26 protein-coding genes are annotated in these 25418 nt (G+C 54.2%); 14 read left to right on the top strand and 12 right to left on the bottom strand.

Features of this window, described 5'->3' with window-relative positions; genetic code table 11:
- Positions 1-2: 2 nt before the first annotated feature.
- Complete coding sequence (topB, locus tag JM656_RS12325; protein WP_203358040.1) at positions 3-1943, top strand: DNA topoisomerase III; 1941 nt, start codon at positions 3-5, stop codon at positions 1941-1943.
- Between the two features lie 99 nt (positions 1944-2042).
- On the opposite strand, the gene gdhA is transcribed toward topB, so the two are convergent.
- On the bottom strand, positions 2043-3386 hold the full coding sequence (gene gdhA / locus JM656_RS12320) for an NADP-specific glutamate dehydrogenase (RefSeq protein ID WP_203358039.1): 1344 nt from the start codon (positions 3384-3386) through the stop codon (positions 2043-2045).
- A gap of 236 nt (positions 3387-3622) precedes the next feature.
- Here gdhA and JM656_RS12315 point away from each other — a divergent pair, with 236 nt between their 5' ends.
- Positions 3623-3901 (top strand): YnjH family protein, encoded by a 279-nt coding sequence (locus JM656_RS12315; protein WP_192612007.1) that lies wholly within the window; start codon positions 3623-3625, stop codon positions 3899-3901.
- Here JM656_RS12315 and JM656_RS12310 read toward each other — a convergent pair.
- Positions 3861-4274, bottom strand: coding sequence for a pyrimidine (deoxy)nucleoside triphosphate diphosphatase (locus tag JM656_RS12310; RefSeq protein ID WP_203358038.1), 414 nt, complete (start codon positions 4272-4274; stop codon positions 3861-3863). The genes JM656_RS12315 and JM656_RS12310 overlap by 41 nt on opposite strands.
- Before the next feature lie 87 nt (positions 4275-4361).
- Here JM656_RS12310 and JM656_RS12305 point away from each other — a divergent pair, with 87 nt between their 5' ends.
- Positions 4362-4985 carry a CDP-alcohol phosphatidyltransferase family protein gene (locus tag JM656_RS12305; RefSeq protein WP_203358037.1) on the top strand — a complete coding sequence of 208 codons (624 nt, stop codon included), beginning with the start codon at positions 4362-4364 and terminating at the stop codon, positions 4983-4985.
- 66 nt (positions 4986-5051) lie between these two features.
- Here the strand turns inward: JM656_RS12305 and JM656_RS12300 are convergent, their stop codons facing one another.
- The 9 genes from JM656_RS12300 to xthA all read right to left on the bottom strand — a co-directional run bounded on the left by JM656_RS12300 (position 5052) and on the right by xthA (position 13445).
- On the bottom strand, positions 5052-6359 hold the full coding sequence (locus JM656_RS12300; protein ID WP_203358036.1) for a rhodanese-like domain-containing protein: 1308 nt from the start codon (positions 6357-6359) through the stop codon (positions 5052-5054).
- 87 nt (positions 6360-6446) lie between these two features.
- On the bottom strand, positions 6447-7079 hold the full coding sequence (locus tag JM656_RS12295; RefSeq protein ID WP_203358035.1) for an ATP-binding cassette domain-containing protein: 633 nt from the start codon (positions 7077-7079) through the stop codon (positions 6447-6449).
- A complete protein-coding gene (locus JM656_RS12290) occupies positions 7079-8614 on the bottom strand; it encodes a thiamine ABC transporter permease (protein ID WP_203358034.1) in 1536 nt (511 codons plus the stop codon). The genes JM656_RS12295 and JM656_RS12290 overlap by 1 nt, the downstream gene beginning before the upstream one ends.
- Positions 8587-9753, bottom strand: a complete 1167-nt coding sequence (locus tag JM656_RS12285; RefSeq protein WP_203358033.1) for an ABC transporter substrate-binding protein — start codon at positions 9751-9753, stop codon at positions 8587-8589. The genes JM656_RS12290 and JM656_RS12285 overlap by 28 nt, the downstream gene beginning before the upstream one ends.
- Positions 9754-9765: 12 nt before the next feature.
- Entirely contained in the window at positions 9766-10332 is a 567-nt protein-coding gene (locus JM656_RS12280) for a carboxymuconolactone decarboxylase family protein (RefSeq protein ID WP_203358032.1), read from the bottom strand.
- Positions 10332-11039 carry a TVP38/TMEM64 family protein gene (locus tag JM656_RS12275; RefSeq protein WP_203358031.1) on the bottom strand — a complete coding sequence of 236 codons (708 nt, stop codon included), beginning with the start codon at positions 11037-11039 and terminating at the stop codon, positions 10332-10334. The genes JM656_RS12280 and JM656_RS12275 overlap by 1 nt, the downstream gene beginning before the upstream one ends.
- A 15-nt stretch (positions 11040-11054) precedes the next feature.
- The gene (locus JM656_RS12270) at positions 11055-11738 is read right to left on the bottom strand and encodes a YdjY domain-containing protein (protein WP_203358030.1); all 684 of its coding nucleotides are present in this window, start codon (positions 11736-11738) and stop codon (positions 11055-11057) included.
- Between the two features lie 4 nt (positions 11739-11742).
- The gene (locus JM656_RS12265; protein WP_203358029.1) at positions 11743-12465 is read right to left on the bottom strand and encodes a TVP38/TMEM64 family protein; all 723 of its coding nucleotides are present in this window, start codon (positions 12463-12465) and stop codon (positions 11743-11745) included.
- A 173-nt stretch (positions 12466-12638) separates the two neighbouring features.
- Positions 12639-13445, bottom strand: coding sequence for an exodeoxyribonuclease III (gene xthA / locus JM656_RS12260; protein WP_203358028.1), 807 nt, complete (start codon positions 13443-13445; stop codon positions 12639-12641).
- A 445-nt stretch (positions 13446-13890) separates the two neighbouring features.
- Between xthA and JM656_RS12255 the strand changes: the two genes are divergently transcribed.
- The 7 genes from JM656_RS12255 to ves all read left to right on the top strand — a co-directional run bounded on the left by JM656_RS12255 (position 13891) and on the right by ves (position 21482).
- Positions 13891-15111: an aspartate aminotransferase family protein gene (locus JM656_RS12255; protein ID WP_203358027.1), complete on the top strand. Its 1221-nt coding sequence runs from the start codon at positions 13891-13893 to the stop codon at positions 15109-15111.
- A complete protein-coding gene (gene astA / locus JM656_RS12250) occupies positions 15108-16142 on the top strand; it encodes an arginine N-succinyltransferase (RefSeq protein WP_203358026.1) in 1035 nt (344 codons plus the stop codon). The genes JM656_RS12255 and astA overlap by 4 nt, the downstream gene beginning before the upstream one ends.
- Positions 16139-17617 (top strand): succinylglutamate-semialdehyde dehydrogenase, encoded by a 1479-nt coding sequence (gene astD, locus JM656_RS12245; RefSeq protein ID WP_203358025.1) that lies wholly within the window; start codon positions 16139-16141, stop codon positions 17615-17617. The genes astA and astD overlap by 4 nt, the downstream gene beginning before the upstream one ends.
- Positions 17614-18957 carry an N-succinylarginine dihydrolase gene (gene astB, locus JM656_RS12240; protein WP_203358024.1) on the top strand — a complete coding sequence of 448 codons (1344 nt, stop codon included), beginning with the start codon at positions 17614-17616 and terminating at the stop codon, positions 18955-18957. The genes astD and astB overlap by 4 nt, the downstream gene beginning before the upstream one ends.
- Positions 18950-19918: a succinylglutamate desuccinylase gene (astE, locus tag JM656_RS12235; protein WP_203358023.1), complete on the top strand. Its 969-nt coding sequence runs from the start codon at positions 18950-18952 to the stop codon at positions 19916-19918. The genes astB and astE overlap by 8 nt, the downstream gene beginning before the upstream one ends.
- 339 nt (positions 19919-20257) lie before the next feature.
- Entirely contained in the window at positions 20258-20743 is a 486-nt protein-coding gene (spy, locus tag JM656_RS12230) for an ATP-independent periplasmic protein-refolding chaperone Spy (RefSeq protein WP_192612023.1), read from the top strand.
- Positions 20744-20906: 163 nt separating this feature from the next.
- Positions 20907-21482: an environmental stress-induced protein Ves gene (gene ves / locus JM656_RS12225; RefSeq protein WP_203358022.1), complete on the top strand. Its 576-nt coding sequence runs from the start codon at positions 20907-20909 to the stop codon at positions 21480-21482.
- Positions 21483-21548: 66 nt separating this feature from the next.
- Here the strand turns inward: ves and nadE are convergent, their stop codons facing one another.
- The gene (gene nadE, locus JM656_RS12220) at positions 21549-22385 is read right to left on the bottom strand and encodes an ammonia-dependent NAD(+) synthetase (RefSeq protein WP_203358021.1); all 837 of its coding nucleotides are present in this window, start codon (positions 22383-22385) and stop codon (positions 21549-21551) included.
- Positions 22386-22611: 226 nt separating this feature from the next.
- Here nadE and osmE point away from each other — a divergent pair, with 226 nt between their 5' ends.
- The 4 genes from osmE to chbA all read left to right on the top strand — a co-directional run bounded on the left by osmE (position 22612) and on the right by chbA (position 25409).
- The gene (osmE, locus tag JM656_RS12215) at positions 22612-22950 is read left to right on the top strand and encodes an osmotically-inducible lipoprotein OsmE (protein WP_192612026.1); all 339 of its coding nucleotides are present in this window, start codon (positions 22612-22614) and stop codon (positions 22948-22950) included.
- 303 nt (positions 22951-23253) lie between these two features.
- Entirely contained in the window at positions 23254-23574 is a 321-nt protein-coding gene (chbB, locus tag JM656_RS12210) for a PTS N,N'-diacetylchitobiose transporter subunit IIB (protein ID WP_192612027.1), read from the top strand.
- A 79-nt stretch (positions 23575-23653) separates the two neighbouring features.
- Positions 23654-25012, top strand: coding sequence for a PTS N,N'-diacetylchitobiose transporter subunit IIC (gene chbC, locus JM656_RS12205; protein WP_203358020.1), 1359 nt, complete (start codon positions 23654-23656; stop codon positions 25010-25012).
- A gap of 49 nt (positions 25013-25061) precedes the next feature.
- Positions 25062-25409 carry a PTS N,N'-diacetylchitobiose transporter subunit IIA gene (gene chbA / locus JM656_RS12200; protein WP_203358019.1) on the top strand — a complete coding sequence of 116 codons (348 nt, stop codon included), beginning with the start codon at positions 25062-25064 and terminating at the stop codon, positions 25407-25409.
- Positions 25410-25418: the final 9 nt, after the last annotated feature.

Here is a 25418-nt window from a genome sequence, read left to right as displayed (position 1 = left end):
CGATGCGGTTGTATATTGCCGAAAAACCGAGTCTGGCTCGCGCCATTGCGGACGTGCTGCCAAAGCCGCACCGTAAAGGCGATGGTTTTATCGAATGTGGCAATGGACAAGTGGTGACCTGGTGTATCGGTCACCTGCTTGAACAAGCGCAGCCCGACGCGTATGACAGCCGTTATGCGCGCTGGAGTTTAGCCGATCTTCCGATAGTGCCGGAAAAATGGCAGTTGCAGCCGCGTCCTTCCGTGACGAAACAGCTCAACGTTATCAAACGATTCCTGCATGAAGCCAGCGAAGTGATTCACGCGGGAGACCCCGATCGCGAAGGGCAGTTGCTGGTGGATGAAGTGCTGGATTACCTGCAACTGGCCCCGGAAAAGCGCCATCAGGTGCAACGTTGTTTGATCAACGATCTCAACCCGCAGGCGGTCGAACGGGCGATTGAACGTCTGCGCTCCAATAGCGAATTTGTGCCGCTGTGCGTCTCGGCGCTGGCGCGTGCGCGTGCCGACTGGCTGTACGGCATCAACATGACCCGTGCATATACCATTCTGGGGCGCAACGCCGGTTATCAGGGCGTTCTCTCGGTGGGGCGCGTACAGACGCCGGTTCTTGGGCTGGTGGTGCGCCGCGATGAAGAGATCGAAAATTTCGTCGCCAAAGATTTCTTTGAGGTTAAGGCGCATATTGTGACGCCGGCCGATGAGCGGTTCACCGCCCTCTGGCAGCCCAGCGAAGCCTGTGAACCATATCAGGACGAAGAAGGGCGTTTACTTCATCGCCCGCTGGCGGAACACGTGGTAAACCGTATCAACGGGCAGCCCGCGGTGGTCACCAGTTATAACGATAAACGGGAATCAGAATCAGCGCCGCTACCGTTTTCACTCTCCGCCTTGCAGATTGAAGCCGCCAAACGCTTCGGCCTGAGCGCGCAGAATGTGCTCGATATTTGCCAGAAGCTGTATGAAACCCACAAGCTTATTACCTACCCACGTTCCGACTGTCGCTATCTGCCGGAAGAACATTTTGCCGGACGTCATGCGGTGCTGAACGCCATCAGCATCCATGCGTCGGATCTGTTGCCGCAGCCTGCGGTCAATCCGGATACCCGTAACCGCTGCTGGGATGACAAAAAAGTCGATGCTCACCACGCCATCATTCCGACTGCGCGTAGCTCATCGATCTCGCTGAACGACAACGAAGCGAAGGTCTACAACCTGATTGCACGCCAGTATCTGATGCAGTTTTGCCCGGATGCGGTGTTCCGCAAGTGCGTCATTGAACTGGACATTGCGAAGGGCAAATTTATTGCCAAAGCCCGGTTCCTGGCGGAAGCGGGATGGCGCACGCTGCTGGGCAATAAAGAACGTGATGAAGAGAACGACGGCACGCCGCTGCCGGTGGTCGCGAAAGACGATGAGCTTTTATGCGAGAAAGGTGAAGTGGTCGAGCGTCAGACGCAACCGCCACGCCACTTTACGGATGCGACTTTGCTCTCGGCAATGACCGGTATCGCTCGTTTTGTGCAGGACAAAGATCTGAAAAAGATCCTGCGTGCAACCGACGGCCTCGGCACCGAGGCGACCCGTGCCGGTATCATTGAATTACTGTTTAAACGCGGTTTTCTGACCAAAAAAGGGCGCTACATTCACTCTACCGATGCCGGAAAAGCGCTGTTTCACTCGCTGCCGGAAATGGCGACCCGACCCGATATGACGGCGCACTGGGAGTCGATCCTGACCCAAATCAGTGAAAAACAGTGCCGTTATCAGGACTTTATGCAGCCATTGGTCGGAACGCTGTATCAGCTGATCGATCAGGCGAAGCGTACGCCGGTAAGGCGCTTCCGAGGAATTGTTGCGCCGGGCGGCGGCGAGAAAAAAAAGTCCGCGCCGCGTAAACGCACGGCGAAAAAAAGCCCGCCATCAGCTGAGGCGGGCCTGTAACACTGTGTAGGCCTGATAAGTCGTCGTAGGCCGGATAAGGCAGTTATGTCGCCATCCGGCATTGTCTGATGGCGCTACGCTTATCAGACCTACAGAACGTTAAATCACGCCTTGCGCCAGCATCGCGTCGGCCACTTTGACGAAGCCCGCAATGTTTGCGCCACGAACGTAGTTGGTATGTTTATTTTCACCGCCGTACTCCACGCACGCGTGGTGAATATCCAGCATGATGTGGTGCAGACGTGCATCCACTTTTTCTGCCTTCCAGCTTAAACGCGCGGCGTTTTGCGCCATCTCCAGCCCGGAGGTCGCTACGCCGCCTGCGTTAGCCGCTTTACCCGGCGCGAACAGTACGCCCGCTTCCAGGAACAGATCGGTGGCTTCGATGGTGGTAGGCATATTTGCGCCTTCCGCCACCGCTTTCACGCCATTGGCGATAAGCTGGCGAGCTGCATCGACATCCAGCTCATTTTGCGTTGCGCATGGCAGGGCGATATCGACCGGAACTGACCACGGCTGTTTGCCTTCCAGATAAGTCAGGCCAAACTCACGCGCGTAGTCGGCGACGCGACCATCGCGGCTGTCTTTGATGGCGCACAGGCGCGCCAGTTTTTCTTTGGTAAAGCCGCTTTCGTCAACGACGGTACCGCTGGAGTCGGAGGCGGTGACCACACGCGCGCCAAACTCCATCGCTTTTTCAATGGCAAATTGCGCCACGTTGCCAGAGCCGGAAACCGCCACGCGCATCCCTTCAAACCCGAGACCGTGGCGTTTGAGCATCGCTTCGGTGAAGTAGACCAGACCATAACCGGTCGCTTCCGGGCGGATCAAGCTACCGCCGAACGAGAGACCTTTGCCCGTAAAAACACAGGCGCTATTGTTGGAGAGTTTGCGCATCATGCCAGCCATAAAGCCCACTTCACGCCCACCCACGCCGATATCACCGGCGGGTACATCCGTATCCGGCCCCAAATGACGGTACAGTTCGGTCATCAGCGCCTGGCAGAAACGCATCACTTCGCCTTCACTTTTGCCTTTCGGGTCAAAATCGCTACCGCCTTTACCACCGCCCATCGGCAGCGTGGTCAGGGCGTTTTTAAAGGTTTGCTCAAAGCCGAGGAATTTCAGAATCGACAGGTTAACCGAAGGGTGGAAACGCATCCCGCCCTTATAAGGACCGATCGCTGCGTTAAACTGTACGCGCCAGGCCCGGTTGACCTGAACCTGATTGCGGTCGTCCAGCCAGACAACGCGAAACTGGATCACACGTTCCGGCTCAACCAGACGTTCCAGCAATGACATTTGGCGATAACGGGGATTCTGCTCAAGGAAGGGCCACAGGGTGGTCATGACTTCACGAACGGCCTGCGCGAACTCGGTTTGATTCGGGTCGCGCTTTTGAACATGGTTGAGAAACGACTCCAGAGAACATGTCTGATCCATAGATTTAAAAACCTCTTATATTTTAATGTGGTTGTAATTGTGTTTTATGTGAATAGGTGTTTGCAGATTTTGAATATAACATCAGCAATGTGACGCTAAGCAAGAAAAAAATCGTCGCACTAAGCAAATTAATAACGAGGCGGGCGTCATTACCAAAAGCGATGGTCAGAGGGCTAAAGTTTCTGCCATTGACGACCGTTATAATGGAAGACGAGTTCAATTTAAAAGGAATGACTATGCGCCGTTTATTGATGGCCGCTGTTGCAGTGGCGCTTATGCCTTTTGCTGTACAGGCGAATGACCGCTATCGCCCGGATATCGACGTCAACGTGCCGCCGGAGGTCTTTAGCTCCAGCGGACAGCGCCCGCAGCCCTGCAATCAGTGCTGCATCTACCAGGACCAAAATTATTCAGAAGGGGCCGTCATCAAAGCCGACGGCGTGTTGTTGCAGTGTCAACGTGACGAGAAAACCCTCAGTACGAATCCGCTGGTCTGGCGTCGCGTAAAACCCTGAATGCCTCTAATAGCGGAATGTCTGCCGGGGCGAGCGGATAATTAAGCGCATCTTCAGGCGAACACCAGAGTAGACGCTGGTGTTCATGCGCGCGCAACGTACCGCTAAAGTCCGGCACATGCCAGGCATGCAAATGAATTAACCGACCAGACACTTCGCGCTGATGGCTGGCGATATACTGCCCAACCACCGCGTCGATCCCCAGTTCTTCCCTGAGTTCGCGCGCCAGTGCCTGTGGCTGGCTTTCGCCGGACTCGACTTTACCACCCGCAAATTCCCACATTCCGGGCTGGTCGGCGTGTTCCGGGCGCTGAGCCAGTAAAATTTTGCCATCACGTTCAATGATAGCGGCAACGACGTCGAGAGATTTCATTATATTCAACACTGTCTGACGAGAGAAAATGCCATAATATCCGCAGTTTTATCTAATCTGAAGACCTTTACGCTTACGGGAGCGCTTGTGCTTGATCGCTATCTTCACCCTGGAATTAAACCCCTCCTGCATCGATGCGCCAGCCTCCTGGATAAACCGGCGATTACGCCTGACGGACTGACGCTGCTTGGATTTGCTATCGGTGTCCTGGCCTTGCCGTTTCTGGCATTAGGCTGGTATCTGGCCGCGCTGGTCGCTATTGTGTTGAACCGGTTTCTGGATGGTCTGGACGGCGCATTAGCCCGACGTCGGGGGCTGACGGATGCGGGCGGATTTCTCGACATCTCGCTCGATTTTCTCTTTTATGCGCTGGTTCCGTTTGGCTTTATTCTTGCCTCCCCGGAGCAAAATGCGCTGGCCGGTGGCTGGCTGCTGTTTGCGTTTATCGGCACGGGCAGCAGCTTTTTGGCCTTTGCCGCGCTGGCGGCGAAACATCAGATTGATAATCCCGGCTATGCGCACAAATCGTTTTACTATCTCGGTGGGTTGACGGAAGGGACGGAGACGATTCTGCTGTTTGTGTTGTGTTGCGTATTCCCGGCCTATTTTTCGTGGCTAGCGTGGGTATTCGGCGTGTTGTGCTGGATGACGACCTTTACGCGGATTTGCAGTGGCTACCTGACGCTGAAATCGCTTCAGCGTGCCGGATAAGACGTGTAGCTGGATGGCGCTACGTTTATCCGGCTACACAATGTAGCGCCATCAGGCATTTACGATTTAGTTGCTGCTGTCCGGACCACGCTCGCCGGTGGCGACCGGATTTTTCGGATCGCTGCTCCACTCGTACCAGCCGCCGTCATAGACGGAGACGTTTTTCCAGCCCATCGCGCGGGCATAGATAAAGGTTTCTGAAGCGCGCCAGCCGGTGCCGCAGTAGAAGGAAACCTGCTGATCCGGCAGGATATTCCACTGCTTCCACATGGCGGCGATATCGTCTGCGCTACGCATGGTACCATCCGGATTGTGGAAGTCTTCCATGTGCGTAGAGTCGCTGCCAGCGTGGCCCCAACGCGCACCGGCAATCTCGCCTTTCGGTTTGATGTAATTGTACCCGCTGGTGGTACCAATAAACTCAGGCCAGGAACGAATGCTGACCAGCGAAGCATCCTGGCGATGCAGCAGGGCGCGAGCCTGTTCCATATTCAGCATCAGCTGCGGTTGCGCCGGAATGGTCACGCCGAAATCAGGCTCCGCTTTCACCTTAGGCGGTGTGCCGCGTTCTACCGGCAGGCCTGAATCGGACCAGCTTTGCCAGCCGCCATCAAGCAGGCGAACATCCTTCACACCGGCATAGAGCATGATCTGCGCGACACGCGCTGCCGCGTAAACGTCGCGACCATACAGGACAACCGTCGTATCGTGGCGGATGCCATGCTTCGCCAGCATCGCTTTCAGCTGAGCATCGGACACTTTGTTCCACAGCGGCTCGCTTTCCACTTCGTTGGTATCGATGTAACCGGCGCCAGGAATGTGGCTCATCAGGTAGAGTTTTGGCGCGCCCCAGCCCGCTTCGAGGATTTTCCAGTCACCGGCAGGTTTTGCCGTCACGGACTTCTGTTGCTGAAGATCGTGCAGCCACTGCGGGTAAACCAGTTGTTCAAAATGCGGCAGTCGCTGCAGGCGGGAAGGCTGTTGCAATGCGTCGCTGAGGGTGGAAATTTGCTGTAAACCGGCTTTTTGCAAACGCGATTTGACGGCCTGCATGTCGGTTTCATTACCGTACAGCGCCACCGGGGTATCGGCGTTTAACTGATGCGTCTGGAGCCAGGCGGTGAGCTGCTCATCGTTCATTTTATCGAGCCAGCTCGCGGAGAGATTCAGCGCGGAGGGTTCGTGCCCTGAGGGGCCGTTGAGCGACTGTGGCCAGCCGTTGTAGAAAGCGCTTTGACGCGTATCAATGGCAGCGCCCTGTTTTTGTTGCAACTGGTGGAGGGTGAGCGCCTGCGACATTTCAGCAGCCTGCGAAGAAGCGCAAGCGAGCCCTAAAGCCAGTGCCAGCGCGGTCATTTGAGAAACACGTTTCATCGAATAGCCCGACATTGAAATAAGAGGGCGCTATTTTCTTCCTGCCGTGAGGCAAAAACTTTGCGTTAACGCAGTTTGTGCGCAAATTCACGCCCAGTCAGCCATTTGCAACACCACACCACCCGGTGGAATATCCTGCACGTCATGGCTGACCTGCACCACGGGAATTCCCTGCTGGTGTACTTCAGCAAATACCCACTGGCGAAAGGCTTCGCGAAGTTCCGTATCCAGGCGGCTGAACGGCTCATCCAGCAATAGCGCCTGCGGTTGCGCCAGTAGCGCACGTAGCAGGGCAACACGCGCCCGCTGACCGCCGGACAACGAGGTCGGATCGCGGTGATAAAACCCCTCCAGCCCGGCACGTTCAAGGGCTTGCTGAACGGCGTCTCGCCGCGCTGAACCTTTCAACCTGGCGGGGATTGCCAGCAGCAGATTTTGCCCGACGCTGAAGTGATCGAACAACAAGGCATCCTGGAACAGAATGCCGATTTGTCGCTCAGCGGTGGGCAAACCATCGATGCGTCGCGTATCAAGCCATAGTTCGCCACTCGCCTGAAAATGCGAAGACAACGCCCCCACCATCCAGGAGAGTAGGGTCGATTTGCCACAGCCAGAGGGTCCCATTAAAGTGACAATGTCACCTTTATCGACAGCAAAATACATCTGTTTAAGCAGTGGCACTTGTCCCACATGCAGTGAGAGATGGCGAACAGCGAGCATTAGCGGAGTCCTTGTCGTGAATAGCCAATCCACTTTGAAATGAGCGCGGTCAGCGCGAAAACCAGCAGCGGGAGCAATAGCTGCCACAAGGCCTGAGCCGCCAGGATTGCGTTGCTGCCGCCGCTACTGAGCGCGACCGCTTCGGTGGTGAGTGTAGGATAGCGACCGGCACCCAGCCAAAGTCCTGGCATATACTGGGCGATACTGACGGAAAATCCTACCGAAAAGGCCAGCAGAACCGGACGGACCACCAACGGACATTTTACGCAGCAGAATATCTTACCTTTTGTCCAGCCCAGCGTTTGCGCCACCAGTATCAGCCGTGGGTCGATGCGCTGCCAGGCCGGACGTAGCGCAAACAGCATCCAGGGGATGACCCACAGCAGATGCCCCCAGATAACGGTGGCGAACTGACCGTCCAGTTCCAGTCGCAGCGCGAGGGTATATTGCCCGCTCACCAGCGGTAGCGCCGGCAGAATAATCGGCAACCAGAGCCAGCGATGCCCGCGTGCGGGTCCCCATTCCAGCCATAAAAGAATCATGATGAGTCCGATGGCGCTGGCAGCCAGGCCCAGGTACAGACTGTTGAGTAACGCCTCAGGGTTGACGGACGCAGGGTGAGCGATAAGCGCCAGCAGCAGGGCGCACAGCACGCCCGTTACCGGCAGCATCACCGAAAGCGTTTTGCTTGGTCGCGTGGATGAACGGCGGTGACGCACGCCGCTGATCGCGGGGAGAGTGCGTTGCCAGCAGCGCCAGAGCAGATAGCCTGTCAGCGCAAACGCGGCGAGCAGTCCCACCAGCAGCAAACTGGCCAGCGCGCCTTTGATCTGTTGTTCGCTATCTCCCTGACTTAACCATTGCCAGCTTAACACCGCCAGCGTAGGTGGATTGCCTGGCCCGAGAATAATCGCCACGTCAACCACCGAGAGGGACCAGGCGACAACCGCCAGCATTACCGCGCCTAGTGCAGGCGCCACAGAAGGTAACAGCAGCCAGTTCAGACATTGCAGACGGCTGTAACCCAGCGTATCCAGCACGATAACCTGTTGGGAAAGTTGCTTCTCACTGAGTAGTGCTGCCAGGATCCACAGGATAAAGGCGCTCTCCTTCACCGCCAGGGTCACGCCAAGCCCGATACCATAGCGATCCATTAGCGGGGAGAAATAAGGGAATATCTGGTACAGCCACCCGCCTTCCGCAAACAACAGCAGCGCACTGGTGGCAAAGGCCACGTGCGGAATGGCCAGCAACCACGGTAGACGCGCGCACAGACGCAGCCACTTCGCACCTGGCCAGAGGGCGACAATCACCGTCAGAGCAATCGCCAGCGCGCCAACTGTGGCAATGGTCACCGAGGTCAGCGTCGCCAGCAGTGCCTGTGATAGCTGCGGGTCGGCAAACAGCGCCAGCCAGTGGTTGACGGACAGCGCGGGAATGATAAGCGCGAACGCGGCGGGAACCAGCGGCGAATAGATCACCGCTATAGTGCACCAGAGCAGCGAAATTAACGCGTACCGTAGCGGCGTAGCCATTCTTGTTCCAGTGCGTTTACCCATGCGGCATGAGGTTCAGGCAGTACGGCGGGCAATCCTTCCGGGACTCGCGACTGCAGAACGTTACGTTGGGCATCCGGGAGCTTTTGCGGATCCAGCACCGAAGGGTCGCCCCAGAAGGTGGGATCGGCTTTGCGTAACTGTGCCTCAGGGGAGAGCAGAAAATTGGCGACCACCTTCGCACCTGCGCTGGCACGGGCATTCGCCGGGATCGCGACGAAATGCACGTTGCCTACCATGCCCTGAGAAAAGCCAAAACTGTAGGCAGTAGCGGGGAGTTCGCCGCTGGCGATCTTTTGCTGCGCATGGGCAGGATTAAAGGTCATGGAGAGGCGCAGCACACCGGCGTTGAGCAGCGCGTCCAGACGGGCAGGTGATGGCGGAAAATCGGCTCCTTTTCGCCATAACCAGGGATGCAGTGCATCGAGATAGTGCCAGAGTGGCGCGGTAACGTCAGCAAACGTGGCGCTATTGGGGGCGATTTTCAGGGCATCAGGCTGGGAGGTAAGCGTAATCAGCAGCTGTTCCAGAAAGGCGGTGCCGGTAAAATCCGGTGGACGCGGATAGGTCACGGTTCCTGGATGCGTTTTGGCAAATTCCAGCAGCGCCTGCGGGGTTTTGGGTGGTTCGGGCGTGGTCGCGCTGTTGGCAATAAAGGTTAGCTGCGCGCCGCCCCAGGGCGATTCAGCGCCTTCAGTGGGAATGGCGAAGTCCTCGTCCACCGGCTGTTTTGTGTCCACAAATCGCCAGTTTGGCAGCGCTTGCGCCCATCCGGTTTGCAGCAATCCGGCCTCTTTCAGCGTCCGGAAGTTTTCGCCATTCACCCACAGTAAATCCACCGAGCCGCCTGTTTTACGCCCGGCGGCAGACTCCGTCTGGATGCGTTTAACGGCATCGGCGGCGTCGGCCAGACGGACAATTTTGAGGTTGATGGCGTAATGGGTTTTCATTTCGCCGCTCACCCAGTCGAGATACTGATTGACGGCATTATCGCCGCCCCAGGCATTGAACCAGACGGTCTGACCTTTCACCTCATCTTTGATGTGTTGCCAGTCGAGGGCATACGTGGTCTGGGAAAAGAGCGACAGGATCCCCAATAACAATACACAATGGCGCATATTTTCCCCTTATTATTCTGATTTCGCGTCTGATGACGGCCCGCCCGGAAGGCGACACAGCCCCTGAGCGGGAATGTCCATTGACGAGTTAAAACGCGCCGATAAATTTTGTAGGCCGATCAGCGCCGTCAGTTCCGTTAGCGCCTGTGCGTCAAAGTGGGCGGTCAGCGTGCTGCGCAGTGCGTCATCGACGGTAGGGGGAGTCATGGTGGCGGCTTCAGCATACTCCAGCGCCAGACGTTCCGACTCACTAAACAGCGGACATTGCCGCCAGTCGCTGACGGCCAACAGTTTGTCCGTACTGCCTGTGCGTTCCGCGATTTTCATGTTGGTGATATCGACACAAAATTCGCACAGGCACATTTGCGCTATTCGGGCGCTGACTAAGGCGCGTAACACAGGATCCAGCGGCGAGCGTTTGCGCTCCAGATAACCCACAAACATAGAAACCAGATAAAAGATAAAGGGAATACGCCCCCACCAGCGGATCGGGCTGAGCACTTCGCCGTAATGGCGGCGATGCAGCCACGCCTGGGGACGTAAAATCAACGGGATTTTGTTCAGAGGCGGCAACCCCATCAGGAACTCCTCTTTTGACGTTCGCTATAGAATTTTCGGGCAGCAAAGACAACCACCGTTAGCGCGAACAGAATAAACAGTCCGGTCACGAACCAGAATGTGCCACCGGTTAACAGGCTTCCTGCCCACGAATAGACGATGGTTGCCGGTAGTTGGCCCAGACCTGTTGCGATAAAAAAATGACGAAAACGGATCGACGTCAGACCGGCGGCGTAACTTATCGGATCGAAAGGGACAAAAGGCAGCAGACGACAGATCAGAATAGTATGTTTACCGTAACGCGCAAAAAAACCGTCCATGCTATCCAGCACGGCTTTGCCGGTTAATTTCTCAACAACACTACGGCCCATCACCCTGGCGATGAAAAAACAGAGGGCGGCGCCCGCCATTGCGCTTGTCCAGGAGAGCAGGCCGCCCCAGAAGGCACCGAACAGCGACGCATTGGCAAAGGTGATGAGAAACGCCGGAAGCGGGGCGGCAATGGCCTGCAAGATCATCAAAATGAAAGAGACTACCGCCGCCTGGGCGCCGTACGATTGAATAAAACGTTCAATGCCCTGTTGGTCCACGGCGGCAAAGGCCGCAATACTGTGATTAATAAACGCATGAACGCCGGGAAGCAGCGCCCATGCTAACAGTGTGGCTGCCAACAGGATGATGATTCCGCAGCGGTAGTACCAGAGAATACGCGTTTTATTATCCATCATCCTTTACCTGTTAACTCAGTCAGCGACTTTGAATGTCACGGTAGCCAGCGTGCCGTCTGGCGGTAATATCGAGGCGTCACCTTTAAATTTCACTTCGCCGCGTTTTTCGACCGCACCATAGGTATAGGTGGCGTTGCTGACAATGCCGACAGGACAGCTATCCAGACACACCAGGCAACCGGTTTTCATCTCTTGTGCTGCCTGCAAATTACCGCCGAAGCGCATATCCAGAGTTTTGCCATTACTGTCATTGATAACGTCATTGAAGGAATATGCTTTAGCCGCGCCTTCCCAGTTGACCGACATATCCAGTTTACTCCCGGCGACATGGGTGGTCTCTTTATTCTCCATCGTCATATTATCACCCGGAGTGGCACCGGCTTGTTTCAACGCGTCATACAGTGCTTTGGGATCGGCATAGCCGATAAACAGGGATTTATGACCATTGGAGCCGCCTTTATAGACAATGCCGTGGCGGGTATCGTCGGTAAGAAATCGCCCGTTAATTTGCACCAGCAGGGTGACAGTGTGCGCCTGTGAATCGATGCGCAGCGGCTTACTCTCCGAAAGACCATCATATTCTGTCTTTTGTGTGGTCGCCGCCGCGTCGGTTTTTTGATCGCAGCCGCTAAGCCCTGCGACAGCCAACAGGCACAGTGCCGTGAATCCTTTTTTCCATGTTGTTGTGTGATGTTGCATCGCTCTATCCTTTCGTATTATTCGATGAGTAGGTCGGTGGGCTGTTCGGTGTATCGGAAGCATGCAGATCAACCCGTTTATGTCGGGCATATATTTTGGCAAGCTGAATTAAAATAAATAACGACAGACCTGCCAGACAGAGTTTCACAATAAAGAGCGTTGTAACCCCTTCGCTGGCGAGTTCACTGGCCATCAGGGTATATATCAACAGTCCGGGCAGGGTGGTGATGGCGGAAATAAACGTAAAAGGCCAGAATGAGATAGCCGTCAGGCTGTAAGCATAATTTTGAATGTTGTAGGGAAATAATGGAATCAAACGCGTAAGGATTAAAAAATCAGTACCGCTGCGGATGATACCTTTCTCAATCGCCTGAAATACGGGCGTGTGGCCGACGTATTTAAGCAGCAGATCTCTGCCCAACCAGCGGGCAAGCAGAAAAGATAATGAGGAGGCCAGGGTTGCCGCCACCAGGGAGAGCAGCGTTCCCCAAAGGGGACCAAATACCACACCGCCAACAATGACCAGCACGCTGCCGGGCATCAGGCAGAGCGTGGCAACAATAAATAACAGAATATACAGGATGTAACCAGGCGTGCCGCTTTGGCGAACGATTTCTTGCAGATGGGGTAAATTAACGACTAAATCAAAGAATCCGAATGAATGAATAGCGTAAACCACAATGCCAAATAACAGACAGGCGATCGGTAATTTACACTCGGCTTTCATCGCAGCGGTTTCCTATATCAAGACTTGATAATAGAGAGTTTGTCGGGAAACAAAAAACGATTGTGACAGTATAATAAACGGCAGTAAGTAACAAATTCTTACTGCCGTTTTGTTGATTTTACTCAATATATTTAACGTCCTACGCCACGTAGCCGCCAGGACGTCAGCATGATTTATCCGCGAAAGGTGGCCCAGATTGGCGCATGGTCGGAGGGTTTTTCCATGCTGCGGATTTCATAGTCAATCCCCGTTTCTACGCAGCGTTCTGCCAGCGGATTGCTCGCTAACAGAAGATCTATGCGCAGGCCACGGTTATCGTCAAATCCTTTCGAGCGGTAATCAAACCACGAGAATTTGTCGACGGTTTCTGGATTTGCCTGGCGGAAGGTGTCAACCAGACCCCAGTTCATCAGCCTTGCCATCCATTCGCGCTCTTCCGGCAGGAAGGAACACTTACCGGTGCGCAGCCAGCGTTTGCGGTTCTCTTCACCAATACCGATGTCCAGATCGGACGGGCTGATATTCATATCGCCCATGATCAGCACGGGATTCTCTTGTTTTAGCTCTGTTTCCAGATAGTTTTGCAGGTTCTGGTAAAACTGCGCTTTTGCCGGGAATTTCAACGGGTGGTCGCGGCTTTCGCCCTGAGGGAAATAGCCGTTAATGACGGTGATATTTCCCAGTGGAGAGGGGATTTCCGCCATGATGAGCCGGCGTTGTGCTTCTTCATCGTCTTGCGGGAAACCGCGACGCACGGAAATCGGCGTCTCTTTGGTCAGCAGCGCTACGCCGTAATGGCCCTTTTGCCCATGATAGAAGACGTTGTAGCCCAGTTTTGCCACCTCTTCGAGAGGGAACATGTCATCGTGAACTTTTGTCTCCTGTAAGCCAATAACATCCGGTTGGTGTTTTTCGACAATGGCTGCCAGTTGATGAGGGCGGGCTCGCAGGCCGTTGATATTAAAAGAGACAAATTTCATAGTTGCTGCCACTTTGTAAGGTGAATAGTGCAAGGATGTTAGCAGAAATTAGGCTAACTGACTGCCACTTGTCGTGAGATTACGGCGATGGGTGTGAATGGTATTAACAATGGCGCAAAAAACGCACTGTTTTAGGGCGCGCTGCGTCAGAATGAGGCAGTCATTTCCGATAAATTTCGTATACGATCACAATTCCAGAATTATATTTGGCAACTGAATAATATTGCGTTTTTTCCTCTCCATACTCACCGGATACGCAAACATATTCACTTTTTATGCAATTAAAGTGAATATCGTTGGGTCGTAACCGGTTGATTTTCCGTTCTCATCTCCCGTTTATGCATTTTTAGCACTGGCTGGCACGAACTCTGCAATCTACATTTACAGCGCAAACACTCATATTTTTTAACATAAAAGTAACTTTTAATTTACCCAAGAGGTCGCTATGTCTCTGTCAGTTACGCGTGAAAACTTTGATGAATGGATGATGCCCGTATACGCACCCGCACCTTTTATTCCGGTTCGTGGGGAGGGCTCGCGCTTATGGGATCAGCAGGGTAAAGAGTATATCGACTTCGCGGGGGGGATCGCCGTTAACGCGCTGGGGCATGCGCATCCGGCATTGCGTGAGGCATTGAATGAACAGGCGGCAAAATTCTGGCATGTCGGTAATGGTTACACCAATGAACCCGTGCTGAGACTGGCAAAGCAGTTGATTGATGCCACTTTTGCCGAACGTGTTTTCTTCTGTAACTCAGGCGCGGAAGCGAACGAAGCGGCGTTAAAACTGGCGCGCAAGTACGCCCATGACCATTTTGGCAGCCATAAAAGTGGGATCGTCGCGTTCAAGAATGCGTTCCACGGGCGGACGCTGTTCACTGTCAGCGCAGGTGGACAACCGGCCTATTCGCAGGATTTTGCACCGCTGCCGCCGGATATTCGTCACGCCGTGTATAACGACCTCAACTCGGCAAGCGAACTGATCGACGACACCACCTGCGCGGTGATTGTGGAGCCGATGCAGGGTGAAGGCGGTGTGCTGCCTGCGACAAAAGAATTTTTGCAGGGGCTTCGTGAACTGTGCGAGCGCCACAATGCATTGCTGATTTTTGATGAAGTACAAACCGGCGTGGGTCGTACGGGTGAACTCTATGCCTATATGCATTACGGCGTGACGCCGGATCTGCTGACCACCGCGAAAGCGCTTGGCGGTGGTTTCCCCATCGGTGCGCTGTTGACCACCCAGCGGTGTGCCAGCGTGATGACGGTGGGCACCCACGGCACCACCTACGGCGGTAATCCGCTGGCGTCGGCGGTGGCCGGAAAATTACTGGATATCGTTAATACTCCTGAGATGCTCAATGGCGTCAAACAGCGTCACGACTGGTTTGTTGAACGGCTGAATGCCATCAACGCCCGTTTTGGGTTGTTCAGTGAAATCCGGGGCCTGGGGTTGCTGATCGGTTGTGTGCTGACGGCCGAATATGCCGGGAAAGCTAAACTGATCTCCCAGGAAGCGGCACAAGCCGGTGTCATGGTGCTGATTGCAGGTGGCAACGTGGTGCGTTTCGCCCCTGCGCTAAACGTCAGCGCAGAAGAAGTCTCTACCGGGTTGGATCGCTTCTCCCTGGCCTGCGAACGCATTAAAGAAGGGGGTTCATCATGATGGTGATCCGTCCCGTCGAACAAGCGGACATTACCGCGCTGATGAAGCTTGCCGCGAAAACCGGCGGCGGGCTGACCTCGTTACCGGCGAATGAAGAGACGCTGATTGCGCGAATCGATCGCGCGATAAAGACCTGGCAGGGTGAATTGCCAAAAAGCGAGCAGGGCTACGTGTTTGTGCTGGAAGAGAGTGAAACCGGCGCGGTGGCGGGCATTTGTGCTATTGAAGTGGCGGTGGGGCTGAACGACCCCTGGTATAACTACCGGGTCGGGACGCTGGTACATGCATCGAAAGAGTTGAATGTTTACAACGCGTTGCCGACGCTTTTTCTCAGCAATGACCATACCGGTAGCAGCGAACTGTGTACGTTGTTTCTCGACCCGGAGTGGCGCAAAGAGGGGAACGGGTATCTACTTTCGAAGTCGCGATTTATGTTCATGGCGGCATTTCGCGACAAGTTCAACGAGAAAGTGGTGGCCGAAATGCGCGGCGTGATCGACGAGCACGGTTATTCCCCGTTCTGGCAAAGCCTTGGGAAACGCTTTTTTTCGATGGAGTTTAGCCGGGCCGATTTTCTGTGCGGTACGGGGCAGAAAGCGTTTATTGCCGAACTGATGCCCAAGCATCCTATTTATACGCACTTTCTCTCTGAAGAGGCGCAGGCGGTGATCGGCGAGGTGCATCCGCAGACCGCGCCCGCTCGCGCGGTGCTGGAGAAAGAAGGTTTCCGCTACCGGAACTATATCGATATTTTTGACGGTGGCCCGACGCTGGAATGCGATATTGATCGCGTGCGCGCGATCCGCAAAAGCCGACTGGTGGAGGTTGTTGAAGGACAGCCTGCGCAGGGGGAGTTTCCTGCCTGCCTGGTCGCCAATGAAAACTACCACCATTTTCGCGCCACCTTGATACGTACCGACCCTGACACACAGCGTCTGGTGCTGACCGCAGCGCAATTAGATGCGCTGAAATGCCACGCGGGAGATAAGGTTCGTCTGGTGCGTCTGTGCGCTGAGGAGAAAACGGTATGACGCTATGGATTAACGGCGACTGGATAACCGGTCAGGGAGAACATCGCATTAAAACCAACCCGGTGACCGGAGATGTCCTCTGGCAGGGTAATGATGCCGATGCGACGCAGGTTTTACAAGCGAACCGCGCGGCGCGGGCGGCGTTCCCCGGCTGGGCGAAACGCGCGTTCAATGAGCGACAGGCGGTGGTGGAAAAATTTGCGGCGTTACTGGAGAGCAATAAAGCGGAGCTCACGACCATTATTGCTCGTGAGACCGGTAAACCCCGCTGGGAGGCGGTGACGGAAGTGACGGCAATGATCAACAAAATTGCCATTTCAGTGAAGGCCTACCATACCCGCACCGGAGAACAGCACAGTGAACTACCGGATGGCGCGGCGACGTTGCGCCATCGTCCGCATGGTGTTCTGGCGGTGTTTGGCCCGTACAATTTTCCCGGACATTTGCCGAACGGCCATATTGTTCCGGCGCTGCTGGCGGGGAATGCGCTGATTTTTAAACCCAGCGAGTTAACGCCGTGGACGGGCGAAGCCGTCATGCGCCTGTGGGAACAGGCCGGTTTGCCGCCAGGCGTGCTGAATATGCTGCAGGGTGGGCGCGAAACCGGGCAGGCCCTGAGCGCGCTGGACGACATTGATGGACTGCTTTTCACCGGTAGCGCGAACACCGGTTATCAACTGCACCGCCAGCTCTCCGGCCAGCCGGAAAAAATCCTCGCGCTGGAAATGGGCGGCAACAATCCGCTGATCGTTGAAGAACCTTTGGATATTGACGCGGCAGTGCACCTGACCATTCAGTCGGCGTTTGTCACCGCCGGGCAGCGTTGTACCTGCGCGCGTCGCCTGTTGGTGAAAAAAGGGGAATTGGGCGATGCGTTCCTGGCGCGTCTGGTCGAGGTCAGCCAACGGCTGACGCCAGGGGGATGGGACGACGAACCCCAGCCCTTTATGGGAGGATTGATCTCAGGCCAGGCGGCGCGTCACGTGTATGACGCGTGGCAAAAACTTGAATCGCTGGGCGGGAATACGCTGCTGGCACCGCGTGTGCTGAAAGAGGGCGCATCGCTGCTCTCACCGGGCATTATCGAGATGACCGGCGTGGCGAACGTGCCGGATGAAGAGGTGTTTGGCCCGCTGCTTGGGGTCTGGCGCTATGACGATTTTGATGAGGCGATTCGGCTGGCGAATAACACCCGCTTTGGATTGTCGTGCGGTCTGGTCTCGCCGGATCGTGAACAGTTTGAGCAACTGTTGCTCGAGGCGCGGGCCGGGATCGTCAACTGGAATAAGCCGTTGACCGGGGCCGCCAGTACGGCACCGTTTGGCGGCGTTGGCGCGTCGGGCAACCACCGGGCGAGCGCCTGGTACGCGGCGGACTATTGTGCCTGGCCGATGGCGAGTCTTGAATCACCGGCATTAACCTTACCCACCTCGCTCAGTCCCGGACTCGATTTTTCTCATGAGGAGCCGGTATGAAAGCGCATGAAGTCAATTTCGACGGACTGGTCGGTCTGACGCACCATTATGCCGGATTGTCATTCGGCAATGAGGCGTCGACCCGTCATCGTTTTCAGGTGTCGAACCCGCGGCTGGCGGCAAAGCAGGGGCTATTAAAGATGAAGGCGCTGGCGGACGCCGGGTTTCCGCAGGCGGTGATCCCGCCGCATGAGCGTCCGTATCTTCCCGTACTCCGACAGTTGGGTTTTACCGGCAGTGACGAGCAGGTGCTTGAAAAAGTGGCGCGCCAGGCGCCGCAATGGCTCTCCAGCGCCAGTTCGGCTTCACCGATGTGGGTAGCCAATGCGGCGACAGTATGCCCTTCGGCAGATGCGCTGGATGGCAAAGTGCATTTCACCGTCGCCAATCTGAACAATAAATTCCATCGTTCTCTGGAAGCATCGACCACCGAGTCATTATTACGGGCAATATTCCGTGATGAGCAGTTTTTTTCCGTTCACAACGCGCTGCCTCAGGTCGCGCTGCTGGGCGATGAAGGGGCTGCAAACCATAACCGACTGGGGGGCGATTACGGCGAGCCAGGTGTGCAACTGTTTGTTTATGGCTGTGAAGGGGGAAATACCTTACGGCCAGCGCGCTATCCGGCACGGCAAACGCGTGAGGCCAGCGACGCCGTGGCGCGGCTGAATCAGGTAAATCCCCGGCAGGCTATTTTCGCCCAACAGAATCCGGACGTTATCGACCTTGGCGTTTTTCATAACGATGTGATCGCGGTGTCTAACCGGCAGGTGCTGTTTTGCCATCAGCAGGCGTTCGTGAACCAGGGCGAGCTGATGAACCGGCTGCGCTCATGCGTGGCCGACTTTACGCCGATAGAAGTCGCGTCGTCTGACGTCACGGTACAGGATGCGGTGGCTACTTATCTGTTCAACAGTCAGCTGTTAAGTCGTGAAGACGGCAGCATGATGCTGATTTTACCGCAGGAATGTCGTGACCATGCGGGGGTATGGCGTTACCTGAATGGACTGCTTGACGCTGACAACCCGATAAGCGATCTCCGAGTCTTTGATTTACGTGAAAGTATGTCGAATGGCGGGGGGCCAGCCTGTTTACGTTTGCGCGTGGTATTAACGCCTGAGGAACAGCGGGCCGTGAATCCGTCGGTGATGATGAACGATACGCTCTTTGCGACGCTGAATCAGTGGGTGGATCGCTACTATCGCGACCGCCTGACCGCCGCCGATCTCGCCGATCCGCAGTTGCTGCGTGAAGGTCGGGAAGCGCTGGATGCGCTGACACAGTTGCTTAACCTGGGGTCGGTCTACCCCTTCCAGCAATCAGGGGCAAATAATGGATAACTTTCTTGCGCTGACGCTGGCGGGAAAACCGCCGGATATCCGGGAGGGGGAAGCCCCCGGTTTTCGCTGGCGGTGGTTAGGTCACGGATTGCTGGAACTCACGCCAGAAACACCTGTGGATCGCGCTCTGGTGCTTTCTGCGGGGATTCATGGCAACGAAACGGCGCCGGTGGAAATGCTGGATGCGCTGCTTTCAGCGCTCCTTCAGGGGCGACAGACGCTGCGCTGGCGACTGCTGGTGGTGCTGGGGAATCCACTGGCGCTCTCGACTGGGAAACGGTATTGCCACAGCGACATGAACCGGATGTTTGGCGGGCGATGGCAGGTGTTTGCGGAGAGTGCAGAAACGGAGCGTACCCGCGAGCTGGAGCAGTGTCTGGAGAATTTTTTCGCGGGCGGCAGTGAACGGTTACGCTGGCATCTCGATCTGCATACCGCGATTCGCGGCTCGTATCACGTTCGGTTTGGCGTATTGCCTCAGCGTCCGATTCCCTGGGAGGAGACATTTCTTAGCTGGCTTGGCGCGGCGGGTCTGGAGGCGCTGGTGTTCCATCAGGCACCGGGAGGCACGTTTACGCATTTTAGTTGTGAGCATTTTGGCGCGCTGTCCTGCACGCTGGAACTCGGTAAGGCGCTGCCGTTTGGCCACAATGATCTCACGTTGTTTGCGCCCACCGCACAGGCGTTAGCGTCGTTGCTTGCCGGCAATCTCGCCATCGCAGGGGATTTGTCTCCAGTACGCTATCGCGTGGTGTCGCAAATTACCCGTCGCAGCGACGCGTTTGTCCTGCATATGGATAACCAGACGCTGAACTTTACGCCCTTTAAAGAAGGGACGTTACTGGCACAGGATGGTGAAGAGCGGGTGATCGCCACCCATGATGTTGAATATGTTCTCTTTCCCAATCCCAATGTGGCATTTGGTTTACGCGCCGGACTAATGCTGGAAAAACTGCGTTAGCGATATTTACCCTCAGGTGTTCACCTGAGGGTATTATACGCATCAGACAGTCGGTCGCATGATTACGGATTATTCCTGGATAACTGCTTTATTAATCACCACTGTTCCGGTATAGTTTTTCATAATCCCTTCAAAATCAGTGTATTGTAATTATTTATTTCAACTCTCCACGATTTATTCTTTTTTTCTTCATAATTGGCGAAAAACTGTTTTTTACACTTTCATTGTTTTACCGTTGCTCTGACTTATTGACGAATAAGCCAGTAAAGTTAATCTCGTCAACACGGCATAGCCTCATCAGGAATGCCGTAAAAATAACTGAAAGGAAGGATAAAGATTATGCGTAAATTAACTGCACTGTTAGTTGCCTCTGGGCTGGCGCTGGGCGCTGCAAACCTGGCTCACGCTGCTGACACTTCCAGCGCGGCCACGACTGACGCAAAACCGATGATGCACCATAAAGGTAAATTCGGTCCGCATCACGATATGATGTTTAAAGACCTGAACCTGACCGATGCGCAGAAACAGCAGGTTCGCGAAATCATGAAAGGCCAGCGTGACCAGATGAAACGTCCGCCGGTAGAAGAACGCCGCGCGATGCATGACATCATTGCCAGCGACACCTTCGATAAAGCCAAAGCGCAGGCGCAGATTGCCAAGATGGAAGAGCAGCGTCAGGCGAACATGCTGGCGCACATGGAAACCCAGAACAAGATCTACAACATTCTGACCCCTGAACAGAAAAAACAGTTTAATGCTAATTTTGAGAAGCGTCTGACAGAACGTCCGGCGCATGAAGGTAAAATGCCTGCAACTGCCGAGTAATCTCGCAGTCAACATTCAAGACCGCCGGCCCTGTTCACAACACGTCTTTACGAGGTGGACAGGGTCGGCGGGTTTTCTTTATTTCTCTCTAAGGTAAATCCTCACTGCTGCCGATAACGATACCGTGCATGATTATGGCGCACCGCATCTTTCAGGAGTGACGATGGAATACTTTGATATCCGTAAAATGCCGGTAAACCTCTGGCGTAATGGGGCGGGTGAAACGCGAGAAATTTGTTGTTTTCCTCCGGCGACGCGTGACTTTCACTGGCGCGCGAGCATCGCCTCTATTGCCGGAAACGGTGAGTTTGCACTTTTCCCCGGCGTGGAGCGTGTGATTACGTTGTTGGAAGGGGGCGAGGTCACGCTGGACGGCGGCAATACCTTTACCCATACCCTCAAACGACATCAGCCGTTTACCTTTGCGGGCGAGCATGCGGTGAAAGCGAAACTGACGGAGGGGAAAATGTCGATGGATTTCAATATTATGACCCGCCGTGATTGTTGCCAGGCGAACGTCAGAGTCGCCGACCGCTCCTTTACGACATTTGGCTCGCGCGGCGGTGTGGTGTTTGTCATTAGCGGGGCCTGGCAGTTGGGCGAAAAATTACTGACGGCCGATCAAGGGGCTTGCTGGGATGATGGACGGCATACGCTGCGGTTGTTGAAATCTGAGGGGAAACTGCTGTTTAGCGAGATCACCTGGCTGGCGGGTCATGCGCCAGCGTCGGTGCAATAATTTCACATTGTGTTGCGGGTAATGGCAGGCCGAATAGAGGACGCGCTATCCGGCCTGACGTGACGGTCAGAGGTCGCTTTTTTTCCAGAAATCATCAAAGACGGTAATCGGCGTACGGCGCTTGTGTTCCGTCTTCAAATACCAGCCTTCAATAATTTTTGCTGTTTCGACCGCCAGCGTTTTTCCTTCCAGATAATCATCAATATTGTCATAGGTGACGCCTAACGCGGCTTCGTCAGGAAGCGAAGGGCGATCGTCTTCGAGATCGGCGGTAGGCGCTTTCTTATATAAATGCTCCGGGCAGCCCAGGGCGGCAAGCAGCTGTTTCCCCTGACGCTTATTCAGGCGAAAAATAGGGTTGATATCGGTACCGCCGTCACCGTACTTGGTGAAGAACCCGGTCAGCGCTTCTGCCGCATGATCGGTCCCCACCACCACGCCGCTGGTCATCCCGGCGATGCTGTACTGGGCTTTCATTCGCTCACGGGCTTTCTCGTTACCACGGACAAAATCACTAAGCTCAATGCCCGCTTCGCGCAACGCCTGCTCGCTGGCCAGCACGGCGCCTTTAATATTGACGGTCAATACGCGGTCAGGCTGAATAAAGGAGATAGCATCCTGGCAGTCTTGTTCATCAGCCTGTACGCCATAAGGCAGACGCACGGCAATAAATTGCAGAGCCATATTCCCCGTTTCTTCCCGTAGCTCCGTTATTGCCATCTGGCATAATTTACCGGTTAACGTTGAGTCCTGACCGCCGCTGATCCCCAGCACCAGCGATTTCAAAAAGGGGTAGGTGCTCAGATAGGATTTTAGAAAATCCACGCTGCGGCGAATTTCTTCTTCGGCATTAATGTGCGGTTTTGCGCCAAGCGCCTGGATAATCTTTTGCTGCAGAGTCATTCAACCCCTCCGAAACGATCAAAATAATCACGATGCGTTAAAGCTAACGCTTTGCTGTGCAAACGACAAGGTTCACTGGCGCGAGTGGCGCAATTTGCGGCGTAAAAAGAGAACATTTGGCCTAAAGAGAATTTTCCGAAACGCGTATCGTAGGAATAGTAAGCTTGAAAAATGGTTTGATGTATTCCAGGCTTATATAACACGCTGATAAACAAGAGGACGAAAAATGAACAAGAAAATGGCAGGAATTCTAAGCGCAGCGGCCGTAATGACGATGTTGGCAGGGTGTACGGCATATGATCGTACCAAAGACCAATTTGTTCAACCCGTCGTCAAAGATGTGAAGAAAGGCATGAGCCGGGCGCAGGTTGCACAAATTGCCGGGAAACCTTCTTCTGAGGTGAGCATGACCCACGCTCGCGGTAGTTGCCAGACATACATTCTGGGTCAACGGGATGGTAAAACGGAAACCTATTTTGTCGCGCTGGACGATACCGGGCATGTCGTTAACTCGGGTTACCAGACCTGTGCAGAGTATGACACCGATCCACAGACAGGCAAGTAGTCCTCCCTGTCTGGTGCCTGAGCATCTGAGAGAACCGGCCATTGCGCCGGTTTTTTTATGGCGATGATAATCTTATTTATTATCGCGAATTATTTGCCCAAAATGTGAGGGCAGTCATAACGCAAGGTCAATGAGAGACAATTTGTTAGGTCAAGGAAATACCATCCACAGGTTCGATACCGTATACTCATTTCAGCCACCTAAATAAGTAATTTCGGTTACGCAAGTTACCCAAGGCATGGATGCAGGTTAAGGCTTGCGCAATGTCTGGCTGACAGATAATCGCACATGAGGAACGTTTTTATGGAAAAGAAACACATTTATCTGTTTTGTTCTGCCGGCATGTCGACATCGTTACTGGTATCGAAAATGCGTGCTCAGGCTGAGAAATACGAAGTTCCGGTCGTTATTGAAGCATTTCCTGAAACACTGGCCGGAGAAAAGGGACCTGTCGCAGATGTCGTTTTATTAGGTCCGCAAATTGCTTATATGTTGCCTGAAATTCAGCGTCTGTTACCAGGCAAACCTGTAGAAGTAATTGACTCGCTGCTGTATGGCAAAGTCGATGGTTTAGGCGTGCTTAAGGCTGCTGTTGCAGCAATTAAAAAAGCCGCTGCAAATTAATTTTAAATTTTCCCGTCAAAGAGTTATTTCATAAACATTCACCGCAATATTTTATTGCGGTATTTAAGGGTATTTTTCTATGAGTAACGCTATTGCTTCACTTGAAAAGGTACTCCTTCCTTTCGCTGTTAAAATAGGAAAGCAACCACACGTCAATGCAATCAAAAACGGCTTTATTCGCTTAATGCCGCTGACCCTTGCGGGGGCCATGTTTGTCTTGATCAATAACGTTTTCCTGAGCTTTGGGGAGGGGTCGTTTTTTTATTCATTAGGCATTCGGCTTGATGCGTCGACGATTGAGAACTTGAACAGTCTGAAAGGCATCGGCGGAAACGTCTATAACGGTACGCTGGGTATCATGTCCCTAATGGCGCCATTCTTTATTGGCATGGCGCTGGCGGAAGAGCGTAAAGTCGATTCATTGGCCGCAGGACTGTTATCTGTCGCTGCCTTTATGACCGTAACGCCATATAGCGTAGGTGAAGCCTATGCGGTGGGAGCGAACTGGTTAGGCGGTGCCAATATTATCTCCGGTATTATTATTGGCCTGGCAGTGGCCGAAATGTTTACCTTTATTGTTCACCGCAACTGGGTGATTAAATTACCGGACAGTGTGCCTACATCTGTTTCACGCTCATTCTCGGCGTTAATTCCAGGGTTCATTATTCTCTCTATTATGGGGATCATTGCCTGGGCGCTGTCTAATTACGGTTCTAACTTCCACCAGATCATTATGGACACCATTTCTACACCGCTGGCGTCGCTGGGCAGTGTGGTAGGTTGGGCGTATGTACTGTTTGTTCCGCTGCTGTGGTTCTTCGGTATTCACGGTTCACTGGCGCTGACGGCGTTGGACAGCGGCATCATGACCCCCTGGGCTCTGGAAAACATCGCTATCTACCAGCAGTATGGTTCCGTAGATGCGGCGCTGGAAGCCGGTAAGACGTTCCACGTGTGGGCAAAACCTATGCTGGACTCCTACATCTTCCTCGGCGGAAGCGGTGCAACTCTGGGTCTGATTATTGCGATTTTCCTGGCCTCGCGTCGTGCAGATTATCGTCAGGTTGCGAAACTGGCGCTGCCTTCCGGTATCTTCCAGATTAACGAACCTATTCTGTTCGGTTTGCCGATTATCATGAACCCGGTGATGTTTATTCCGTTCATCCTGGTACAGCCGATTCTGGCAGGTATCACGCTGGTGGCCTATTACATGGGGATTATCCCGCCGATCACCAACATCGCGCCGTGGACGATGCCAACCGGGCTAGGGGCGTTCTTTAACACCAACGGTAGTGTCGCTGCTCTGCTGGTCGCACTGTTCAACTTAGGGATTGCCACGCTGATTTATCTGCCGTTCGTGGTGGTTGCCAACAAGGCACAGAACGCGATTGATGAAGAAGAAAGCGAAGAAGATATTGCCAACGCACTGAAATTCTAAATTGAGTCCGGCATGGCGCGCCATGCCGGGACACATCAGAGGACGGATTATGATCGATCTCGAAAATATCGTGGATACGCAGTCAGAAGCGGAAGAACTTGAAGAAGTGGTGATGGGGCTAATCATCAATTCGGGTCAGGCTCGCAGCCTGGCATACGCTGCGCTTAAGCAGGCCAAGCAGGGTGATTTTGAAGCTGCAAAAGCTATGATGGAGCAGTCACGCATGGCGCTCAATGAAGCGCATCTCGTGCAGACGAAACTGATTGAAGGCGATCAGGGCGAAGGTAAAATGAAAGTCAGCCTGGTTCTGGTGCATGCTCAGGACCATCTGATGACATCAATGCTGGCGCGTGAACTGGTCACCGAGTTGATAGAGCTTCACGAGAAGTTGAAATAGCGAGGGGTA

This window comes from Citrobacter sp. R56, from assembly GCF_016811995.1.
GTDB lineage: Bacteria > Pseudomonadota > Gammaproteobacteria > Enterobacterales > Enterobacteriaceae > Citrobacter_D > Citrobacter_D enshiensis.
This window is presented reverse-complemented; position numbering and strand designations above follow the sequence as displayed.

Coding starts and splice junctions, on each gene's coding strand:
- topB (WP_203358040.1), top strand. CDS start 3: ATGCGGTTGTATATTGCCGAAAAACCGAGTCTGGCTCGCGCCATTGCG.
- gdhA (WP_203358039.1), bottom strand. CDS start 3,386: ATGGATCAGACATGTTCTCTGGAGTCGTTTCTCAACCATGTTCAAAAG.
- JM656_RS12315 (WP_192612007.1), top strand. CDS start 3,623: ATGCGCCGTTTATTGATGGCCGCTGTTGCAGTGGCGCTTATGCCTTTT.
- JM656_RS12310 (WP_203358038.1), bottom strand. CDS start 4,274: ATGAAATCTCTCGACGTCGTTGCCGCTATCATTGAACGTGATGGCAAA.
- JM656_RS12300 (WP_203358036.1), bottom strand. CDS start 6,359: ATGAAACGTGTTTCTCAAATGACCGCGCTGGCACTGGCTTTAGGGCTC.
- JM656_RS12295 (WP_203358035.1), bottom strand. CDS start 7,079: ATGCTCGCTGTTCGCCATCTCTCACTGCATGTGGGACAAGTGCCACTG.
- JM656_RS12290 (WP_203358034.1), bottom strand. CDS start 8,614: ATGGCTACGCCGCTACGGTACGCGTTAATTTCGCTGCTCTGGTGCACT.
- JM656_RS12285 (WP_203358033.1), bottom strand. CDS start 9,753: ATGCGCCATTGTGTATTGTTATTGGGGATCCTGTCGCTCTTTTCCCAG.
- JM656_RS12280 (WP_203358032.1), bottom strand. CDS start 10,332: ATGGGGTTGCCGCCTCTGAACAAAATCCCGTTGATTTTACGTCCCCAG.
- JM656_RS12275 (WP_203358031.1), bottom strand. CDS start 11,039: ATGATGGATAATAAAACGCGTATTCTCTGGTACTACCGCTGCGGAATC.
- JM656_RS12270 (WP_203358030.1), bottom strand. CDS start 11,738: ATGCAACATCACACAACAACATGGAAAAAAGGATTCACGGCACTGTGC.
- JM656_RS12265 (WP_203358029.1), bottom strand. CDS start 12,465: ATGAAAGCCGAGTGTAAATTACCGATCGCCTGTCTGTTATTTGGCATT.
- xthA (WP_203358028.1), bottom strand. CDS start 13,445: ATGAAATTTGTCTCTTTTAATATCAACGGCCTGCGAGCCCGCCCTCAT.
- JM656_RS12255 (WP_203358027.1), top strand. CDS start 13,891: ATGTCTCTGTCAGTTACGCGTGAAAACTTTGATGAATGGATGATGCCC.
- astA (WP_203358026.1), top strand. CDS start 15,108: ATGATGGTGATCCGTCCCGTCGAACAAGCGGACATTACCGCGCTGATG.
- astD (WP_203358025.1), top strand. CDS start 16,139: ATGACGCTATGGATTAACGGCGACTGGATAACCGGTCAGGGAGAACAT.
- astB (WP_203358024.1), top strand. CDS start 17,614: ATGAAAGCGCATGAAGTCAATTTCGACGGACTGGTCGGTCTGACGCAC.
- astE (WP_203358023.1), top strand. CDS start 18,950: ATGGATAACTTTCTTGCGCTGACGCTGGCGGGAAAACCGCCGGATATC.
- spy (WP_192612023.1), top strand. CDS start 20,258: ATGCGTAAATTAACTGCACTGTTAGTTGCCTCTGGGCTGGCGCTGGGC.
- ves (WP_203358022.1), top strand. CDS start 20,907: ATGGAATACTTTGATATCCGTAAAATGCCGGTAAACCTCTGGCGTAAT.
- nadE (WP_203358021.1), bottom strand. CDS start 22,385: ATGACTCTGCAGCAAAAGATTATCCAGGCGCTTGGCGCAAAACCGCAC.
- osmE (WP_192612026.1), top strand. CDS start 22,612: ATGAACAAGAAAATGGCAGGAATTCTAAGCGCAGCGGCCGTAATGACG.
- chbB (WP_192612027.1), top strand. CDS start 23,254: ATGGAAAAGAAACACATTTATCTGTTTTGTTCTGCCGGCATGTCGACA.
- chbC (WP_203358020.1), top strand. CDS start 23,654: ATGAGTAACGCTATTGCTTCACTTGAAAAGGTACTCCTTCCTTTCGCT.
- chbA (WP_203358019.1), top strand. CDS start 25,062: ATGATCGATCTCGAAAATATCGTGGATACGCAGTCAGAAGCGGAAGAA.